This window comes from Kitasatospora sp. NPDC091335, from assembly GCF_044757205.1.
GTDB lineage: Bacteria > Actinomycetota > Actinomycetes > Streptomycetales > Streptomycetaceae > Kitasatospora.
Genome location: NZ_JBIVUM010000005.1, coordinates 176169 through 192752, shown reverse-complemented (window position 1 = coordinate 192752; position 16584 = coordinate 176169). Strand labels below are relative to the sequence as shown.

Genomic DNA, 16584 nt, shown 5'->3' with positions numbered 1-16584 from the left:
CATCTTGGGGACCTGTCATGCCTGTCGCTCTCGGAGTGCCGACGGTACCGCCGAGGCTGGCCCGACGACGTACCAGCCGTCAGATCCAGGTAGGGACCGTACCGGTGGGCGGCGACGCCCCGGTCTCGGTCCAGTCCATGACCACGACCCGTACCTCCGACATCGGCGCGACGCTCCAGCAGATCGCCGAACTCACCGCGTCCGGCTGCCAGATCGTCCGGGTCGCCTGCCCCACCCAGGACGACGCCGACGCCCTGGCGACGATCGCGCGCAAGTCGCAGATCCCGGTGATCGCGGACATCCACTTCCAGCCGAAGTACGTGTTCGCCGCGATCGAGGCCGGCTGCGCGGCGGTGCGCGTCAACCCGGGCAACATCAAGCAGTTCGACGACAAGGTCCGCGAGATCGCGCGGGCCGCCAAGGACCACGGCACTCCGGTCCGCATCGGGGTCAACGCGGGCTCGCTCGACCGCCGGCTCCTGAAGAAGTACGGCAGGGCCACCCCGGAGGCGCTGGTCGAGAGCGCGCTCTGGGAGGCCTCGCTGTTCGAGGAGCACGACTTCAGGGACATCAAGATCTCGGTCAAGCACAACGACCCCGTCGTCATGGTCGAGGCGTACAAGCAGCTCGCGGCGCAGTGCGACTACCCGCTGCACCTCGGTGTGACGGAGGCGGGCCCCGCCTTCCAGGGCACCATCAAGTCGGCCGTCGCGTTCGGCGCGCTGCTCTCCCAGGGCATCGGCGACACCATCCGCGTCTCACTGAGCGCGCCGCCCGCCGAGGAGGTCAAGGTCGGTCTCCAGATCCTGGAGGCCCTGAACCTCAAGCAGCGCGGCCTGGAGATCGTCTCCTGCCCGTCCTGCGGCCGCGCCCAGGTGGACGTCTACAAGCTGGCCGAGGAGGTCACGGCCGGGCTGGAGGGCATGGACATCCCGCTGCGGGTGGCCGTCATGGGGTGCGTGGTGAACGGCCCCGGGGAGGCCAGGGAGGCGGACCTCGGCGTCGCCTCCGGCAACGGCAAGGGGCAGATCTTCGTCAAGGGCGAGGTCGTCAGGACCGTTCCCGAGTCGAAGATCGTCGAGACGCTCATCGAGGAGGCGTTCAAGCTCGCCGATCTGATGCGGCGGGAGGAGGAGGACGACTCGTCCGGGGCCTGAGCCCCGGCGGGAGCCGCGCACGGACAACCGCACACCGACAACAGCACCGCCGACGACACCGACACCGACCCTGATACCGACACTGATACCGACCGGAGGAAGCACCCGTGACCTACGTCATCGCCCAGCCCTGTGTGGACGTCAAGGACAAGGCCTGCATCGAGGAATGCCCCGTCGACTGCATCTACGAGGGTCAGCGGGCCCTGTACATCCAGCCGGACGAATGCGTCGACTGCGGCGCCTGCGAACCGGTCTGCCCCGTCGAGGCGATCTTCTACGAGGACGACGTGCCCGAGGACTGGAAGGACTACCACCGGGCGAACACCGAGTTCTTCGACGACCTCGGCTCGCCCGGCGGCGCCGGCGGCCTCGGCCTGATCGAGCGTGACCACCCGTTCGTCGCCGGACAGCCGGTTCGCACGGCGTGAACCGGGCCGGAGCGGGCCGCCGGGCGGGGGTCACCGTCCGGGCGCCGGGCAAGGTCAACCTGACACTGTCGGTGGGCCCCCTCCGCCCGGACGGCTACCACGAGCTCTCCACCGTCTTCCTGGCGGTCGGCCTCCACGACGTGGTGCGGATCGCCCCGGCAGCACGGCTCACCGTCACCGTCGGGGGCCCCGGTGCGGCCGGCGTCCCCGCCGGCGACGGCAACCTGGCGGCGCGGGCGGTGCGTCTGATCGCCCGCGCCGCCGGGGCCGACCCGGCCGTCGCCGTCCGCATCGACAAACGCATCCCCGTCGCCGGCGGCATGGCCGGAGGCAGCGCCGACGCGGCGGCCGCGCTGGTGGGCTGCGACGCGCTGTGGGGCCTCGGTCTCTCCCGGGAGGAGCTGCGCCTGCTGGCCGCGGAACTGGGCAGCGACGTCGGCTTCCCGCTGTACGGCGGGGCGGCGCTGGGCACCGGACGCGGGGAGCTCCTCACCCCGCTGGGGACCTCCGGCGCCGGGGCGTTCCACTGGGTCTTCGCGGTGTCCCCGCAGGGCCTGGCCACCCCGGCGGTCTTCCGGGAGTACGACCGGCTGGTCCGGACGCGGCCCGCGCACGGCGAACGGCCCGCGGCGGAGCGGGTGACGGCGGTGGCCGACGCGCTGGACAGCGGCGACGCCGCCCTGCTCGCGGCGGCCGTCAAGGACGCCAACGACCTCCAGGAGGCCGCCCTGTCCCTGCGCCCGGAGCTGGCGGACACGCTGCGGCTGGGACCGGAGCACGGCGCCCTGGCCGGCCTGGTCTCGGGCTCGGGGCCGACCTGCGCCTTCCTCACGGAGTCGGCGCCCGCGGCGGGGGCACTGGCCGGCGCCCTGTCCGCGACCGGCCGCTACCGCGACGTCCTCGTCGCGGCCGGCCCGGCCGGCGGCTGCACGGCGGTCCCGGACTGAACGGGGGGCGGTCGGGCGCCGCGGCGGAGCGGGCCCGGCGTGGAACGCCGGGAGGCCCCTGAGCCCCTGGCCCGCGAGCAGCTGCGGGACCAGGGGCTCCCCGTCGTTCCACGGCGGGAACCCTCTCGGGGGTTCACCGACGGTTGCACCGGGTCCGACGAGGGGCCCTGGCCACGGGGGTGAGCCAGGGCCCTCATCCGGAACCACGGCCACCGCCCTCCGCCGGGTTCACCACGAGCCCCACTGGCCCCACTGCCGACGGCGCCGGACCGCCCCCGGGAACGCCGGAAGCCCCTGGCCGCGCGGGGGAACGGGCCAGGGGCTTCCACTCTCGACTACGGGCGACGGGCCCTCACGGGTTCAGCGCCAGCACCATGTACCCCGCGAGCACCGCCAGGTGCACCGCGCCCTGGAGCGGGGTCGCCCGGCGCGGGATGACCGTGAGGGTGAGCAGCACGATGGTCAGGCTCAGCAGCACCATGTGCGCCGGGTCGAGGCCGAGGACGAGGGGCCCGGAGAGCCAGCTGGAGGCGATCGCGACCGCCGGGATGGTCAGGCCGATGCTGGCGAGCGCCGAGCCGAGGGCCAGGTTGAGGCTGGTCTGCACCCGGTTGCGGGCGGCCGCGCGCAGGGCCGCGATGGTCTCGGGCAGCAGCACCATCAGGGCGATCACCACGCCGACCACGGCGTGCGGGAGCCCGGCGTCGTCCACCGCCTTCTCGATGGTCGGGGACACGCCCTTGGCCAGGCCCACCACCGCGACCAGGGCGACGGCGAGCAGCAGCAGGCTGACCCCGGCGGCGCGCAGGGTGGGCGGGGAGGCGTGCTCCTCCTCGTCCAGCACCCGGCCCTCGGGGGTGACGGGCAGGAAGTAGTCCCGGTGCCGGATGGTCTGGGTGGCGACGAACAGCCCGTAGACCACGAGCGAGGCGGTGGCGGCGAAGACGAGCTGGGTGGTGGAGAACTGCGGGCCGGGCGAGCTGGTGGTGAAGGTCGGCAGCACGAGGCTGAGGGTCGCGAGGGTGGCGATGCAGGCGAGTGCGGCGCCGGTGCCCTCGGCGTTGAAGACGGCCGTCCGGTACTTGACCGCGGCGACCAGGATGGACAGGCCGAGGATGCCGTTGCAGGTGATCATCACGGCGGCGAAGACGGTGTCCCTGGCGAGGGTGGCGGACTTGTCCCCGCCGTCGGCCATCAGCGTCACGATGAGTGCGACCTCGATCACGGTGACCGCCACCGCGAGGACCAGGGATCCGAAGGGTTCCCCCGACCAGTGCGCGATGACCTCCGCGTGGTGCACGGCGGCCAGCACGGCGCCCACCAGGAAGCAGGCGACGACCGCCACCACCCAGCCGGGCAGCTCTTCGTGCCAGGTCAGGGCGAGGACGAGGAACGACAGCACCGGAACGACGACGGTCCATTGCGCGGCACCCGCGCGGAGCTTCGTGATCATGCCGCCGAGGATTCCAGACCGGAGGCCCGTCACCCGGGTGCCCGCGCCGGGATACGTATGGATGTGGCATAACTCATCCCATTTCGACGGTCACCCACCGTAGCCGCCAAGGCACTGAAGAGCTTTGTCGACATGTTGCCGAACCTGGCCCGGACATCCCCGGTGGTCGCCACGGTCCTCTCACCGGCGCGGGCCGCCGTCCTCCCCGGGGAGGAGGCGGTTCCTCCTTCCGGCCGGGAGGTCCGGCCGGTCGGCCGAAGCGGCCCGGGAGCGGGCCCTGCCAGGCTCTCCGCCATGGACACCGACTCCCCCTCCTCCCCCTCGACCTCCCCCGCCGGACCGGCCCGGCGGGCACTGCTCGGCGCCTCCGCGCTGGGCCTCGCCGGGGCGGCCGCCACCACGCTGGGCGCCGGACCGGCCCAGGCCGACCCGGCCGGGCGGCGCGCGACCACGGCCGACGCCGGGGAGCGCCAGGACGGGCGCCCCGGGGCACGCTTCGCCGGCCGTGCGGTGCTGATCACCGGCGCCACCTCGGGCATCGGCCGGGCGGCCGCGCTGGCCTTCGCCAGGGAGGGCGCCCTGGTGGGCTTCTGCGGCCGGCGCGCGGCGCTCGGCCGCCAGGTCGAGCAGGAGATCCGCCAGGCCGGCGGAGAGGCCTCGTACTTCCCGGCCGACGTGCGCGACCCGGAGCAGGTCGAGCGGTTCACCGGGCAGGTCGTGGCCCGGTACGGCGGGCCGGACGTCGCGGTCAACAACGCGGGCATCGGCAGTGCCAAGCTGCTGCACGAGCTGAGCGTGGCCGAGTGGGACGACGTGCTGGACACCAACGCCCGCGGGGTGTTCCTGGCGCTCAAGTACCAGATCCCGCACATGCTGAAGGCCGGGCGCGGGGTGATCGTCTGCACCGCCTCCTCCGCCGCCGAGCAGGCCCGGCCGAACGGCGGCGCGTACACGGCGAGCAAAAGGGCGATCCAAGGGCTGGTCAAGGCTGCGGCGTTGGCGTACGGGACGCGGGGCATCCGGGTCAACGCGATCCTCCCCGGCACCACGGACACCGCCTTCGTCCGCCCGCCCGGCATCCCGGACTCGGCGTGGGCGCAGTTCAAGAAGGCCTACGGGCCGCTGAACATCGAGGGGTTGGAGCGGATGGCCGAGCCGGAGGAGATCGCGAGGGCGATCCTGGCGCTGGCCTCGGAGGACTTCGCCTACCAGTCGGGGGCCTCGGTGCCGGTGGACGGCGGTGCGACGGCCGGGCGGCGGATGGCGCCGCCGCCCACGAACTGATCATCCGTCAGGACTGGAGTTGTCCGTGCGCTGAACAGAGGACGAATGGTTGCAGGATGTAGTTGAACGGTCACCATGAGTGTGACGCAACGCACACACCTGACGTCCATGATGTGTGCAAGACTCATCTCAAGGAGTGAGATTCCCTTAATTTCCAAGGAGGTTCGTATCATGCGCGCTCGGATCGCAGCTGTGGCGATGGTGGCGGCAGGGATCGCCGGCCTGACGGCGGCTCCGGCCATGGCGGCCGCGGCGACGTCCGGCACCGACACCGCGGTCTGCGCCACGGTGCTCAACCGGCCCTGCATCTCGCACCAGGCCGACGGCGAGGGCATCGTGGGCGTCGCCCAGGTCAGCGCCGACCCCGGCCAGTTGACGATGGTTCAGGTCGAGGTCCGCACCCAGGCCGCGTGGGGCAGCCCGTGGGAGACGGTCGCCACCGCGACCACCGTGCGGTTCGGCTCCGCCAAGGCGGTCACCCCGCGGGTGACCGCGACCGCCCCCCGCATCATCTGCGCCACCGCCGGACCGGCGCTGGACGTCAGCAAGCAGATCACCACCTGTACCAACCCGTTCTGATCACGGGCCGCTGACGCACCGCACCCCGCACCCCGCACCGTCCGTACGACCGGGCAGCCGTCCGGACGGCGGGGAGCGGAAAGCGGCGGACAGCGCCGACGCCGGGGCCGGCCGCCGGGACATCACGTCCCGACGGCCGGCCCCGGCCGTTCCACCAGGCAGAAGGGCCGGCGGCGCAAGATCGCCGGGAACCGGACCCGGGTGGACCTGGGGCACCCGTTCACGGCAAACTGGTCTAGACCTCGGAGGTCTAGACCTCAGAATCGCCTCAGAACGGTGGACCCAGTATGGAAATCGTGATCGTCCCTGACGCCCGGGCGGCCGGCGAACTCATCGCCGCGGCGATCACCGATCTGCTGACCGACAAGCCGGACGCCCTGCTCGGCGTGGCGACCGGCTCGACTCCGCTGCCCATCTACCAGGCCCTGGCCGAGCAGGTCCGTGACGGCCGGCTGGACGCCGCCAAGGCGCGCATCTGCCAGCTGGACGAGTACGTCGGCCTGCCCGCCGGCCACCCGGAGTCCTACCGTTCGGTGGTGCTGAAGGAGGTCGTCGAGCCGCTCGGCCTGACCGAGGACTCCTTCCTGGGCCCGGACGGCAACGCGTCGGACATCGCCGGGGCGGCCATCGCCTACGACCGCGCGCTGGCCGAGGCCGGCGGCGTCGACCTCCAGCTGCTCGGCATCGGCACGGACGGCCACATCGGCTTCAACGAGCCCTGCTCCTCGCTCTCCTCCCGGACCCGGATCAAGACCCTGACCCGGCAGACCCGCGAGGACAACGCGCGCTTCTTCGACAGCATCGACGAGGTCCCGCACCACGTCATCACCCAGGGCATCGGCACCATCCTGGAGGCCCGTCACCTGGTCCTGCTGGCCACCGGCGAGGCCAAGGCCGAGGCCGTCGCACTCGCCGTCGAGGGCCCGCTGGCCGCGGCCGTCCCGGCCTCGGCGCTCCAGCTGCACCCGCACGCCACCGTGGTGGTGGACGAGGCGGCCGCCTCCCGCCTCAAGCTCGCCGACTACTTCCGCGACACCTACGCGGCCAAGCCGGCCTGGCAGAAGCTCTGAGCACCCCGGGGCAGCGGCCCTGACTGCCGGGGCGCCGGTCACCGGATCATCCCGGTGGCCGGCGCCCCGGCCGTTCGCGGTCCCGGCCGTTCGTCGTGCGCGGCCGTTCGTCGTTCGCGGACGGCAGGCGCGGACGGTGCTCAGCGCCGGCGGAGCCAGTCGCCGAAGGCCTCCAGCCCCGGGCCCGGGTCACGGCGGCCGACGCCGATCCGGAAGCGGTCGGCCGGGGTCGGGGTCAGCTCCGAGCGGAAGATGTCCGCGGGCAGCAGCAGCACGCCCGCCTGCTCGACCAGCGCGGTGCAGAACTCCGCCACGCCGTCCGCGCCCAGGTAGCGCGGGAAGGCGACGCAGCCGCCGTCCGGCGCCCGCCACTCGAAGAGGTCGGCGAACTCGGCGAAGAACGCGTCGAAGAGCGGCAGGTTCTCCGCGATGACGGCCCGGTTGCGGGCCAGGATCCGCTCCCTGGCGGTGATCGCGATCCGGGCCAGCACCTCGCTCGGCGCCGAGTTGCAGATCGTGGTGTAGTGCTTGGCGCGCTCCAGGCGGGAGCGCAACTCCCGGTCGCGGCAGGCGATCCAGCCGATCCGCAGCCCGGGCAGGCCGAGCGACTTGGAGGTGACGTTCAGCGACAGGGCGCGCTCGGAGAGATCGGCGGCCTGCGGCAGGACGCGGTCCCGGTCGCGCTCCAGGCCGCGGTAGACCTCGTCCGAGAAGAGCCGGACGCCGCGCTCGTCGCAGAGTTCGGCCAGTCGCACGAAGTCGGCGGCGTCGATCACCTTGCCGGTCGGGTTGTTGGGGAAGTTGACCGACACCACCCTGGTGTTCGGCCGGAGCGCCGCCTCGACCGCGTCCAGGTCCAGCGCCCAGTCCCGGTCCTCGTCCAGCGCGACGCCGGTGACCTCGCAGAGCGAGAGCGGAACGGTCTCGGCGGACTGGTAGCCGGGCGTCAGCACCACCGCGTGGTCGCCCGGCTCCAGCAGCACCTGCATGGCGAGGTTGAGCCCCTCCTGGGCGCCGCCGAAGCAGATCACGTCGTCCTCGCCGACCCGCTCGTACATCCCGGCGACGGCGCGGCGCAGCCCGGGGTCGCCGAAGGTCTCGGTGTAGCCGAGGGCCAGGGTGTCCCAGGCCTCGCGGTCCTCGGGCCCGGCCAGGGCGAGCAGCTCGGCCATCGTCATGGTCTGCGCGTCGGAGGCGGTGAGGTGGTGCCGGGCGGTGAACTCCCAGCGGGAGAAGTGGGTTTCGAGCCGGAAGTCGGGGAGTCTGGTCACTGTCGGCCTTCCTCGGTGGGGCCCGCGGGGTGCTGCTTGAGCTCGGCGAGCAGGCCGTAGGCGGTGGAACGGGAGATCCGCAGCGCGGTGGCGACGACGGGGACGGCGCGCCGGACGGCGAACACCCCGGCCCGGTCGAGTTCACCCAGGACGGCGAGCCGGTCCTCGCGGGTGAAGCGCTCCAGCGGACGGCCCCGGGCGCGGACGTAGCCGCCGACCACGTCGTTGATCCGCTCGGTCCAGTCTCGTTCGAAGAGCGGTTCGGGGCGCGGCGCGGTGGGAGCGGCGAAGCCCGCCAGCAGGGCGGCGGCCTGCTCCAGCGGGCCCCGGTCGAGGTTGACGCAGAGGACGGCGGTGGGCCTGCCGTCGTCGTCGCGCAGCACGGCGCTGACCGAGGAGAGCCGCCGGCCGTCGGGCAGCAGCTTCTCGTACGGGCCGTAGACGTCGGGGGCGGACGGGTCGATCCCGTCCAGCTCGCCGAGCAGCGAGGGGTCACCGGGGACCCGGGGGGTCATCGGGTTCCAGATCGCGAGGACCCGGTCGGTACCGGTGTCGTGCAGCACCACCTCGGCGTACGGGCCGAGCAGCAGTGTCAGCGCGCGGCAGACCGGTGACCAGGTCCGGACGCGCGGGTCGTGGTTGTCCGCAGAGGGCATGACCGGACTGTACGTCCGACTCGGACGCTCCGTCCAGAGGGCACGACGGCCCAGGCCGCCGGAAGGTTCCGGCAGGGCCCGGGCCGGGGTCCGCGCGGGTGCTACTTGCAGGTGATCAGCAGTCCGAGGACGGAGGTACAGCTGCGGGCGGCCCGACTGGTGGCGGGCGAGGGGTCGGCGGGTGCCCCGGCGGTGCGGGCCACCGTGACGTCCCAGCTGCGGATCAGGTCGAACAGGCCGACCGTGATCGAGAGGTGTCGGGTGGTGCTCGCGCCCTTGGCCAGCGGGGCGGTCAGCGCGCAGCTGAGCTTCCCGGCGGCGACGGTGCAGTCACCGGAGGTCGCGGTCAGCCCGGCGGGCAGGTCGGCGGTGACGGTGGCGGAGGTGACCGGGTCGGGGCCCTGACCGGTGAGGGTGACGGTGTAGTCGACCCGGTTGGAGAACACCCCGGCCACCGGGGTCGCGGTGAGCGCGACGCCCAGGTGGGCGGCGGGGGCGGTGTAGGTGAAGCGGTCGGCGGCGACGGCCGCGCTGGTGCCTCCGGGCCCGGTGACCCGGACGTCCACCGGTCCGGTGACGGTGGTGGCGGGGGCGGTCGCGGTGCAGCCGGTCCTGGTGCAGCTGAAGGAGGTGGCGGCGCCGGCCGCGCCGAAGGTCACGGCGGTGGCGCCGGCCAGGTCGGTGCCGGTGATCGTCACCACGGTGCCGCCGGCTCCGGAGCCGCTGTTCGGGGCGATCCCGGTCACGGCGGGCACCGGCAGCGGGAAGTCGACCACGTCGACGGCGCCGCCGGTGAAGTCGGCCAGGTAGCCGCGCCGCCCGTCGGCGGTCAGGGCCAGGCTGTACGGACTCGCGCCCACCGGGACGGTCGCGGTGACCGTCCGGCTCGCGGTGTCCACCACGCTCAGTGTGTTGTCCGCGTAGTTCGAGACGTAGGCCGCCGCGCCGTCCGGCGAGAGCGTGACGGCGTACGGCCCCGAGCCGACCGCGACGGTGCCCAGGACGGTGCCGGCCGCGGTGTCGATCACCGCGGCGGTGCCGTCGTCACCGTCGGCCGCCCACAGCCGGGTGCCGTCCGGGCTGAGCGCCAGGCCGAAGACGCCGTGTCCGACGGGGACGGTGCCGCTCACCGTGCTGCTCACGGTGTCGACCACGGTCACCGCCCTGGCGCCGGAGGTGGCGACGTACAGCCGCCTGCCGTCGGCGGAGACGGCCAGCCCGTGCGGTTCGGCGCCGACCGGAACGGTCGCGGTCACGGTGCCGGAGGAGGTGTCCAGCACGCTCACGGTGGCGGCCCCGGCGTTCGCCACGTAGGCGTGCGAGCCGTCCGGGGAGAGGGCCAGGCCCCAGGGCTGGGCGCCGACCGGAACGGTCGCGGCGACGGCCCCGGTGGCGGTGTCCACGACGCTGACGGTGTTGTCGAGGTGGTGCGTCAGGTAGGCGCGGTGCCCGTCGGGCGACACGGCCACGGCGTACGACCCCGTCCCGGCGGTGAAGCTGCCGGACACGGTGTTGTTCGCGGTGTCCAGCACGCTCACGGTGCCGCTGCTCTGACTGGTCACGTAGGCGTGGCCGCCGTCCGGCGTCAGGGCGACGCCCGCCGGGTACGGCGCCACCGCCACGTGCGCGGCGACGGCGGGCGGCGGCGTGACGGCCTCGGCGGTCGCGGGCAGCGACAGCAGCACGGCCGTGGTCGCGGATATCGCGGCCACGGCCGTCAGGGTGCGACGGGGTGTGCGGGTTCTGCTCACGGATCTCTCCAGCTGCTCGGCGATACGGGCGGTGCGGTGGTGCGGTGGTGCCTGGCCGGTTCTGAGCCGGGGGAAGCGTAGAAGCAGTCCTGACGTTCCGTCAGGGAGTGGTGGTTAATGTCGCCAACTGTTCAGTTCCGATCGCGACGCGGACACCGGCCGGCGCCCGGCCCGGGGCGCCCGGCTCCACTCGGACGAGGGGTACGGGGCGACGTGACGAGTGTCTCGATCGAAGTCGTGCAGGAAATTGGAGTCGAGGAGTCGTATTCGGATAGCGTTTCGAACGTGAGGCTGACCAAGAGCACCGACATCGCCCTGCGGATCGCCATGCGACTGGCGGTCCTGGGCGAGGGCGACACCCCGACCACCCGCGAGGTGGCCGAGTCGGTCGGCGTGCCGTACACCCACGCGGCGAAGGTGGTCAGCCGGCTCCAGCACCTGGGGGTGGTGGAGGCCCGGCGCGGTCGCGGCGGCGGGCTGATGCTCACCTTCGCGGGGCGGACCGGTTCCATCGGCCTGCTGCTGCGGGAGCTGGAGGGCGTCGGGGACGTGGTCGGCTGCGAGGACGACCCGCCGTGCCCGCTGCGGGCCGCGTGCCGGCTGCGCGGGGCGCTCCGGGGCGCCCAGGAGGCGTTCTTCGCGGCGCTCGACCACCTCTCCGTCGACGACCTGGTGGCCTCCCCCACCGGGCCCGTCCTGCTCAGCCTCACCGCCCGCCCCACCGCCTGAGCCGTCCCGCCACCTGATCCGTCCCGCCAACCGATCCGCCCGACCGGGGCCGCGCACCATTCCGCGACCTTTAATGCGAATCTCAGATACCAATGAGGAGCTGTCTGATGCTGTCCGCGAAGTCCGCCGAGGTCGTCGAAGCCACCCTGCCCGTCGTGGGCGCCGCCATCGGTGACATCACCCCGCGCTTCTACGACCGGATGTTCGCCGCGCACCCCGCGCTGCTGCGCGACCTCTTCAACCGGGGCAACCAGGCCAACGGCTCCCAGCGCGAGGCCCTGGCCGGCTCGATAGCCGCCTTCGCCACCGCCCTGCTCGCCAACCCGGACCAGCGGCCGGACGCGATGCTCGCCCGCATCGCCCACAAGCACGTCTCGGTCGGCATCAGCGACGACCAGTACAAGATCGTCCACGAGCACCTGTTCGCCGCCATCGTGGAGGTGCTCGGCGAGGCCGTCACCCCCGAGGTCGCCGCCGCCTGGGACGAGGTCTACTGGCTGATGGCCAACGCGCTGATCGCCATCGAGGACCGGCTGCGCGCCGAGGTCGCCGCCGGCGGGGACCAGGCCGACCTGTGGCGCCCGTTCACCGTGATCGCCCGCCACCAGGAGACCGAGGCCGTCACCACCTACCTGGTCCGCCCGGCCGACGGCCGCCCCGTACCGGCCTTCCGTCCCGGTCAGTACGTCTCGGTCCGCACCGAACTGGCCGACGGCGCCCGACAGATCCGCCAGTACAGCCTCTCCGGCGGTGCGGACGGCGCGCTGCGCTTCAGCGTCAAGCGCGAGGACGGCGGCGAGGTCTCCGGCCACCTGCACGACCACCTGAAGGCCGGCGACTCCATCGAGCTGGCGCCCCCGCTGGGCGACATCTCGCTCGCCGACGGCGACGGCCCGGTGCTGCTCGCCTCCGCCGGCATCGGCAACACCCCGATGACCGCGATGCTCGACCACCTGGCCGGCACCGGCTCCACCCGGCGGGTCGTCTCGGTGCACGGCGACCGCGACCAGCTGAGCCACGCCTTCCGGGCCGAGCTGGCGCGGCTGACCACCACGCTGCCGGACGCCACCTCCCACGTCTTCTACGAGCAGCCGCTCGGCGCGTGGCCGGCCGAGCGTACCGGCCTGGTGGACCTCTCCACCGTCGACGTCCCGGCCGGCACCACCGCCTACCTCTGCGGCCCGCTGCCCTTCCTGCGCGCCGTGCGCGAGCAGCTGCTGACCGCGGGCGTCCCGGCGGCGGACATCCACTACGAGGTGTTCGGCCCCGACCTCTGGCTCGGCGCCTGAGAGTCCCTGAACCCGGCCCGGCGCCCGAGGTCCCCCCGCGGCACCGGTCCGCTCGGTACGATCACGAGCGGACCGGTGCCGTTCGGCGTGCGCCCGCACGCGCGTACGCCCTTGCGTCCGGCGGGAGTTCGGCGGGAATCCGGCAGAGGGGAGTCCGCGTGCGGGTCGCACTGTTCGCCACCTGCGTCAACGACGCGCTGTTCCCCGGCACGGCGGTGGCCACCGTCCGGCTGCTGGAACGCCTCGGCGTCACGGTGGACTTCCCCGCGGGGCAGACCTGTTGCGGGCAGCCGCAGTACAACACCGGCTACCGCAGGGCCTGCGAGCCACTGGTCCGGCGGACGGCCAGGGCCTTCGCCGGATACGACCACGTGGTGACGCCCTCGGGCTCCTGCGTGGCGATGGTCCGGGACAACTACCCCCGGATCGGCGCCAGGGCCGCCACCGAGGGCCGGGGCACCGAACTCGCCGACCTGGCCACCGGCCTGGTGCCCCGGGTGGTCGAGCTGACCGAGTTCCTGACCGACGTGCTCGGCGTCGAGGACGTCGGCGCGTACTTCCCGCACACCGTCACCTACCACCCCTCCTGCCACGGCCTGCGCCTGCTCGGCCTCGGCGAGCGCCCGCGCCGGCTGCTGGGCGCCGTCAGGGGCCTGGAACTGGTCGAGCTGCCCGGGGCCGAGGAGTGCTGCGGCTTCGGCGGCACCTTCGCGGTCAAGAACGCGGCGGTCTCGGCGGCCATGGCCGAGGACAAGATCGCCAACGCCCTGGCCACCGGCGCCCGGGTCCTGTGCGGCGCCGACAACTCCTGCCTGCTGCACCTCGGCGGCACCCTGCGCCGCCGGGGCGCACCACTGCGACCGCTGCACCTGGCGGAGATCCTGGCCAGTACCGAGGAGCACCCCTGGAGGCCGTCCGCATGAGCGAGCGGAGCAAGCGGACCGGAAGCCCCGCCGGGACCTTCCTCGGCATGCCGGCCTTCCCGCGGGCCGCCGCCGAGGCGGTACGGAACGGGCAGCTGCGCGCCAACCTGCGGCGCGCCACCCACACCATCAGGGACAAACGGGCCAGGGCCGTCGCCGAACTCGCCGACTGGGCGGAGCTGCGCGCCGCGGGGAAGGCGGTCAAGGACCACACGCTGCGCCATCTCGACCGCTACCTGGTGCAGTTGGAGGAGTCCGTCACGGCGGCCGGCGGCACCGTGCACTGGGCCGCCGACGCCGAGGAGGCCAACCGGATCGTCGCCGGGCTGGTCAGGGCCACCGGCGAGACGGAGGTGGTCAAGGTCAAGTCGATGGCCACCCAGGAGATCGAGCTCAACGAGGCGCTGGCGGCCGAGGGGATCACCGCCTACGAGACCGATCTCGCCGAGCTGATCGTGCAGTTGGGCGACGACCGGCCCTCGCACATCCTGGTGCCGGCGATCCACCGCAACCGCGCCGAGATCAGGGAGGTCTTCGCCGACCGGATGGCCTCCTGGGGCAGGCCGGCGCCCAGCGGCCTCACCGACTCCCCGGCCGAACTCGCCGAGGCCGCCCGGCTGCACCTGCGGGAGAAGTTCCTGCGCGCCGGAGTCGCCGTCTCCGGCGCCAACTTCATGGTCGCCGAGACCGGCACCCTGGTGGTGGTCGAGTCCGAGGGAAACGGCCGGATGTGCCTCACCCTGCCGCGCACCCTGATCTCGGTGGTCGGGATCGAGAAGGTGGTGCCGACGTGGCGGGACCTGGAGGTCTTCCTCCAGCTGCTCCCCCGCTCCTCGACCGCCGAGCGGATGAACCCGTACACCTCGCTCTGGACCGGGACGACCGAGGGCGACGGCCCGTCCGAGTTCCACCTGGTACTGCTGGACAACGGCCGCACCGCCGCGCTGGCCGACCAGGTGGGCCGCCAGGCGCTGCGCTGCATCCGCTGCTCGGCCTGCCTCAACGTCTGCCCGGTGTACGAGCGGGCCGGCGGGCACGCCTACGGCTCGGTCTACCCGGGGCCGATCGGCGCCATCCTGACGCCCCAACTGCGCGGCACCGCGAGCCCGGTGGACGCCTCGCTGCCGTACGCGTCCTCGCTCTGCGGGGCCTGCTACGAGGTGTGCCCGGTGGCCATCGACATCCCCGAGGTGCTGGTGCACCTGCGCGAGCGGGTCGCCGGGCAGGGCGGGCACCCGCTGGAGCGGGCCGCGATGGCGGCCGCCGGGTTCGTGCTGGACCACCCGGCGGCGCTCACCGCCGCCGAGCGGCTGGCCGGCCGCACCCGGTCGCTGCACCCGCGCCGGCTGCCCGGGCCCGGGCGGGCCTGGACCGACACCCGGGACCTGCCGGAGGTCCCGGCCGAACCGTTCCGCGACTGGTGGCGGAGGAACCGCACATGACCGCAGCCGACCACACCGCGTCCGGCCGCACCGGGCCCGGCCCCCCGGGGACCGGACACCCGGGGACCGAACGCTCCGGCAGCTCACGGGACGTGATCCTCGGCCGGATCAGGGCCGCACTCGGCGACACCGCCGACGTGGCCGAACAGCCGCTGCCCCGCGACTACCTGACGGCGCACGTGCCGGTCGACGACCCGGCGGCCGTGCTCGACCTGCTGCACCGCAACCTGGCCGACTACCGGGCCCTGGTGCACCGCTGCCACGAGGACGAACTGCCGTGGCGGATCGCCGGGTTGCTGGTCGAGCGGGGCAGCAGGACGGTCGTGGTGCCGACCGGCCTGCCGCCCCGCTGGCTCACCGCCGCCGAGGCCGCGGGGGTCGCACTCCTCCCCGACGACGGGACGCTGACCGCCGCCCGGCTGGACACCGTGGACAGCGTGGTGACCGGCTGCGCGCTGGCCGTCGCCGAGACCGGGACGATCGTGCTGGACGCCGGCCCCGGTCAGGGGCGGCGGCTGCTCTCGCTCGTCCCGGACCACCACGTCTGCGTGGTGCGCGCGCCGGAGCAGGTCGTCGCCTCGGTGCCGCTCGCCCTGCCGCGGCTCGACCCGGTGCGGCCGCAGACCTGGATCTCGGGGCCGTCCGCGACCAGCGACATCGAGCTGGACCGGGTGGAGGGGGTGCACGGGCCGCGCACCCTGGAGGTGCTGCTGGTCACGGCCGCGACGGGAGCCGTCACGCCGGCCTGAGCTCCAGGGTGCAGCACTTCGCCCCGCCACCGCCCTTCAGCAGCTCCGAGACGTCCACCGGGACCGGCTGGTAGCCGTGCTCGGCCAGGCGGCCGGCCAGGTTCTTGGCGGCCGTCGGCAGCAGCACCCGGAGGCCGTCCGAGACCGCGTTGAGCCCGAACACCTCGGCGTCGGCCCGGTCGGCGAGGATCGCGTCCGGGTGGAGCGCGCGCAGCACGGAGCGGCTGTCGGCGTCGAAGGCCTCCGGGTAGTACATGACGTGGTCGTCGGCGAGCACGGTGAGCGCGGTGTCCAGGTGGTAGAAGCGCGGGTCGACCAGGGTCAGGCTGACCACCGGGACGCCGAACAGCTCGCCGGCCTCGGCGTGCGCGGCGCGCGAGGTCCGGAAACCGGTACCGGCGAGCACCCGGCCGCCCACCAGCAGGTGGTCGCCCTCGCCCTCGTTGACGTGCCCGGCCCGGTGCACCTCGCGGTAGCCGTGCGCGCGGAACCAGGCCTGGTAGGCCTCCGACTCCGCGGCCCGCTCCGGGTAGCGGAAGGTGGCCACCAGGGCCCTGCCGTCCAGCACGGTGGCGCCGTTGGCGGCGTACACCATGTCGGGCAGGCCGGGCACCGGGTCGATCAGTTCGACGGTGTGGCCGAGCCGGCGGTAGGTCCGGTAGAGCTCCTCCCACTGGTGCAGGGCGAGCGCGGTGTCGGTGGGCTGGGTGGGGTCCATCCACGGGTTGATCGCGTAGTCGACGGTGTAGTGCGTCGGCCGGCACATCAGGTAGCGCCGCGGCCGGGCGTGGCGCTCCGGGGTCTGCGTGAGCATGGCTCAACCATCCTTGGGTCGAGGGGAGTCCGTCGCAGGGAG

General features: G+C 73.6%; 16 protein-coding genes. 11 read left to right on the top strand and 5 right to left on the bottom strand.

Annotated elements, in window-relative coordinates:
• Window positions 1-17: 17 nt before the first annotated feature.
• The 3 genes from ispG (at window position 18) to ACIQOW_RS14540 (ending at window position 2532) form a co-directional block, all read left to right on the top strand.
• Window positions 18-1157, top strand: coding sequence for a flavodoxin-dependent (E)-4-hydroxy-3-methylbut-2-enyl-diphosphate synthase (gene ispG / locus ACIQOW_RS14550; RefSeq protein WP_401084037.1), 1140 nt, complete (start codon window positions 18-20; stop codon window positions 1155-1157).
• Window positions 1158-1264: 107 nt separating this feature from the next.
• Window positions 1265-1585 carry a ferredoxin gene (gene fdxA / locus ACIQOW_RS14545; protein ID WP_401084035.1) on the top strand — a complete coding sequence of 107 codons (321 nt, stop codon included), beginning with the start codon at window positions 1265-1267 and terminating at the stop codon, window positions 1583-1585.
• Window positions 1582-2532: a 4-(cytidine 5'-diphospho)-2-C-methyl-D-erythritol kinase gene (locus ACIQOW_RS14540; protein ID WP_401084033.1), complete on the top strand. Its 951-nt coding sequence runs from the start codon at window positions 1582-1584 to the stop codon at window positions 2530-2532. Before fdxA ends, ACIQOW_RS14540 begins: the two co-directional genes overlap by 4 nt.
• Window positions 2533-2884: 352 nt before the next feature.
• On the opposite strand, the gene ACIQOW_RS14535 is transcribed toward ACIQOW_RS14540, so the two are convergent.
• Window positions 2885-3985 (bottom strand): calcium:proton antiporter, encoded by a 1101-nt coding sequence (locus ACIQOW_RS14535; protein WP_401084031.1) that lies wholly within the window; start codon window positions 3983-3985, stop codon window positions 2885-2887.
• A gap of 294 nt (window positions 3986-4279) precedes the next feature.
• Here ACIQOW_RS14535 and ACIQOW_RS14530 point away from each other — a divergent pair, with 294 nt between their 5' ends.
• From ACIQOW_RS14530 to nagB, 3 genes are all read left to right on the top strand, one after another.
• Entirely contained in the window at window positions 4280-5269 is a 990-nt protein-coding gene (locus ACIQOW_RS14530) for an SDR family NAD(P)-dependent oxidoreductase (RefSeq protein ID WP_401084029.1), read from the top strand.
• Window positions 5270-5440: 171 nt separating this feature from the next.
• Entirely contained in the window at window positions 5441-5848 is a 408-nt protein-coding gene (locus ACIQOW_RS14525) for a hypothetical protein (protein ID WP_401084028.1), read from the top strand.
• Between the two features lie 287 nt (window positions 5849-6135).
• Window positions 6136-6918 (top strand): glucosamine-6-phosphate deaminase, encoded by a 783-nt coding sequence (gene nagB / locus ACIQOW_RS14520; protein ID WP_188299614.1) that lies wholly within the window; start codon window positions 6136-6138, stop codon window positions 6916-6918.
• Window positions 6919-7058: 140 nt separating this feature from the next.
• Here the strand turns inward: nagB and ACIQOW_RS14515 are convergent, their stop codons facing one another.
• The 3 genes from ACIQOW_RS14515 to ACIQOW_RS14505 form a co-directional block, all read right to left on the bottom strand.
• Window positions 7059-8189 (bottom strand): aminotransferase class I/II-fold pyridoxal phosphate-dependent enzyme, encoded by a 1131-nt coding sequence (locus ACIQOW_RS14515; protein ID WP_401084025.1) that lies wholly within the window; start codon window positions 8187-8189, stop codon window positions 7059-7061.
• Entirely contained in the window at window positions 8186-8845 is a 660-nt protein-coding gene (locus ACIQOW_RS14510; protein WP_401084023.1) for a transcriptional regulator, read from the bottom strand. Before ACIQOW_RS14510 ends, ACIQOW_RS14515 begins: the two co-directional genes overlap by 4 nt.
• A 101-nt stretch (window positions 8846-8946) precedes the next feature.
• Window positions 8947-10596: a beta-propeller fold lactonase family protein gene (locus tag ACIQOW_RS14505; protein WP_401084021.1), complete on the bottom strand. Its 1650-nt coding sequence runs from the start codon at window positions 10594-10596 to the stop codon at window positions 8947-8949.
• A 285-nt stretch (window positions 10597-10881) separates the two neighbouring features.
• On the opposite strand from ACIQOW_RS14505, the gene ACIQOW_RS14500 reads away from it, so the two are divergent.
• The 5 genes from ACIQOW_RS14500 to ACIQOW_RS14480 all read left to right on the top strand — a co-directional run bounded on the left by ACIQOW_RS14500 (window position 10882) and on the right by ACIQOW_RS14480 (window position 15728).
• Window positions 10882-11325 (top strand): RrF2 family transcriptional regulator, encoded by a 444-nt coding sequence (locus tag ACIQOW_RS14500; RefSeq protein WP_401084019.1) that lies wholly within the window; start codon window positions 10882-10884, stop codon window positions 11323-11325.
• 107 nt (window positions 11326-11432) lie between these two features.
• Entirely contained in the window at window positions 11433-12614 is a 1182-nt protein-coding gene (locus ACIQOW_RS14495) for a globin domain-containing protein (protein WP_401084017.1), read from the top strand.
• A 158-nt stretch (window positions 12615-12772) separates the two neighbouring features.
• On the top strand, window positions 12773-13537 hold the full coding sequence (locus tag ACIQOW_RS14490; protein ID WP_401084015.1) for a (Fe-S)-binding protein: 765 nt from the start codon (window positions 12773-12775) through the stop codon (window positions 13535-13537).
• Window positions 13534-14979, top strand: a complete 1446-nt coding sequence (locus ACIQOW_RS14485; RefSeq protein ID WP_401084013.1) for a lactate utilization protein B — start codon at window positions 13534-13536, stop codon at window positions 14977-14979. The genes ACIQOW_RS14490 and ACIQOW_RS14485 overlap by 4 nt, the downstream gene beginning before the upstream one ends.
• The gene (locus ACIQOW_RS14480; RefSeq protein ID WP_401084011.1) at window positions 14976-15728 is read left to right on the top strand and encodes a lactate utilization protein C; all 753 of its coding nucleotides are present in this window, start codon (window positions 14976-14978) and stop codon (window positions 15726-15728) included. The genes ACIQOW_RS14485 and ACIQOW_RS14480 overlap by 4 nt, the downstream gene beginning before the upstream one ends.
• Here ACIQOW_RS14480 and ddaH read toward each other — a convergent pair.
• On the bottom strand, window positions 15715-16542 hold the full coding sequence (ddaH, locus tag ACIQOW_RS14475) for a dimethylargininase (RefSeq protein WP_188299605.1): 828 nt from the start codon (window positions 16540-16542) through the stop codon (window positions 15715-15717). The two genes, ACIQOW_RS14480 and ddaH, sit on opposite strands and share 14 nt — an antisense overlap.
• Between the last annotated feature and the right edge of the window lie 42 nt (window positions 16543-16584).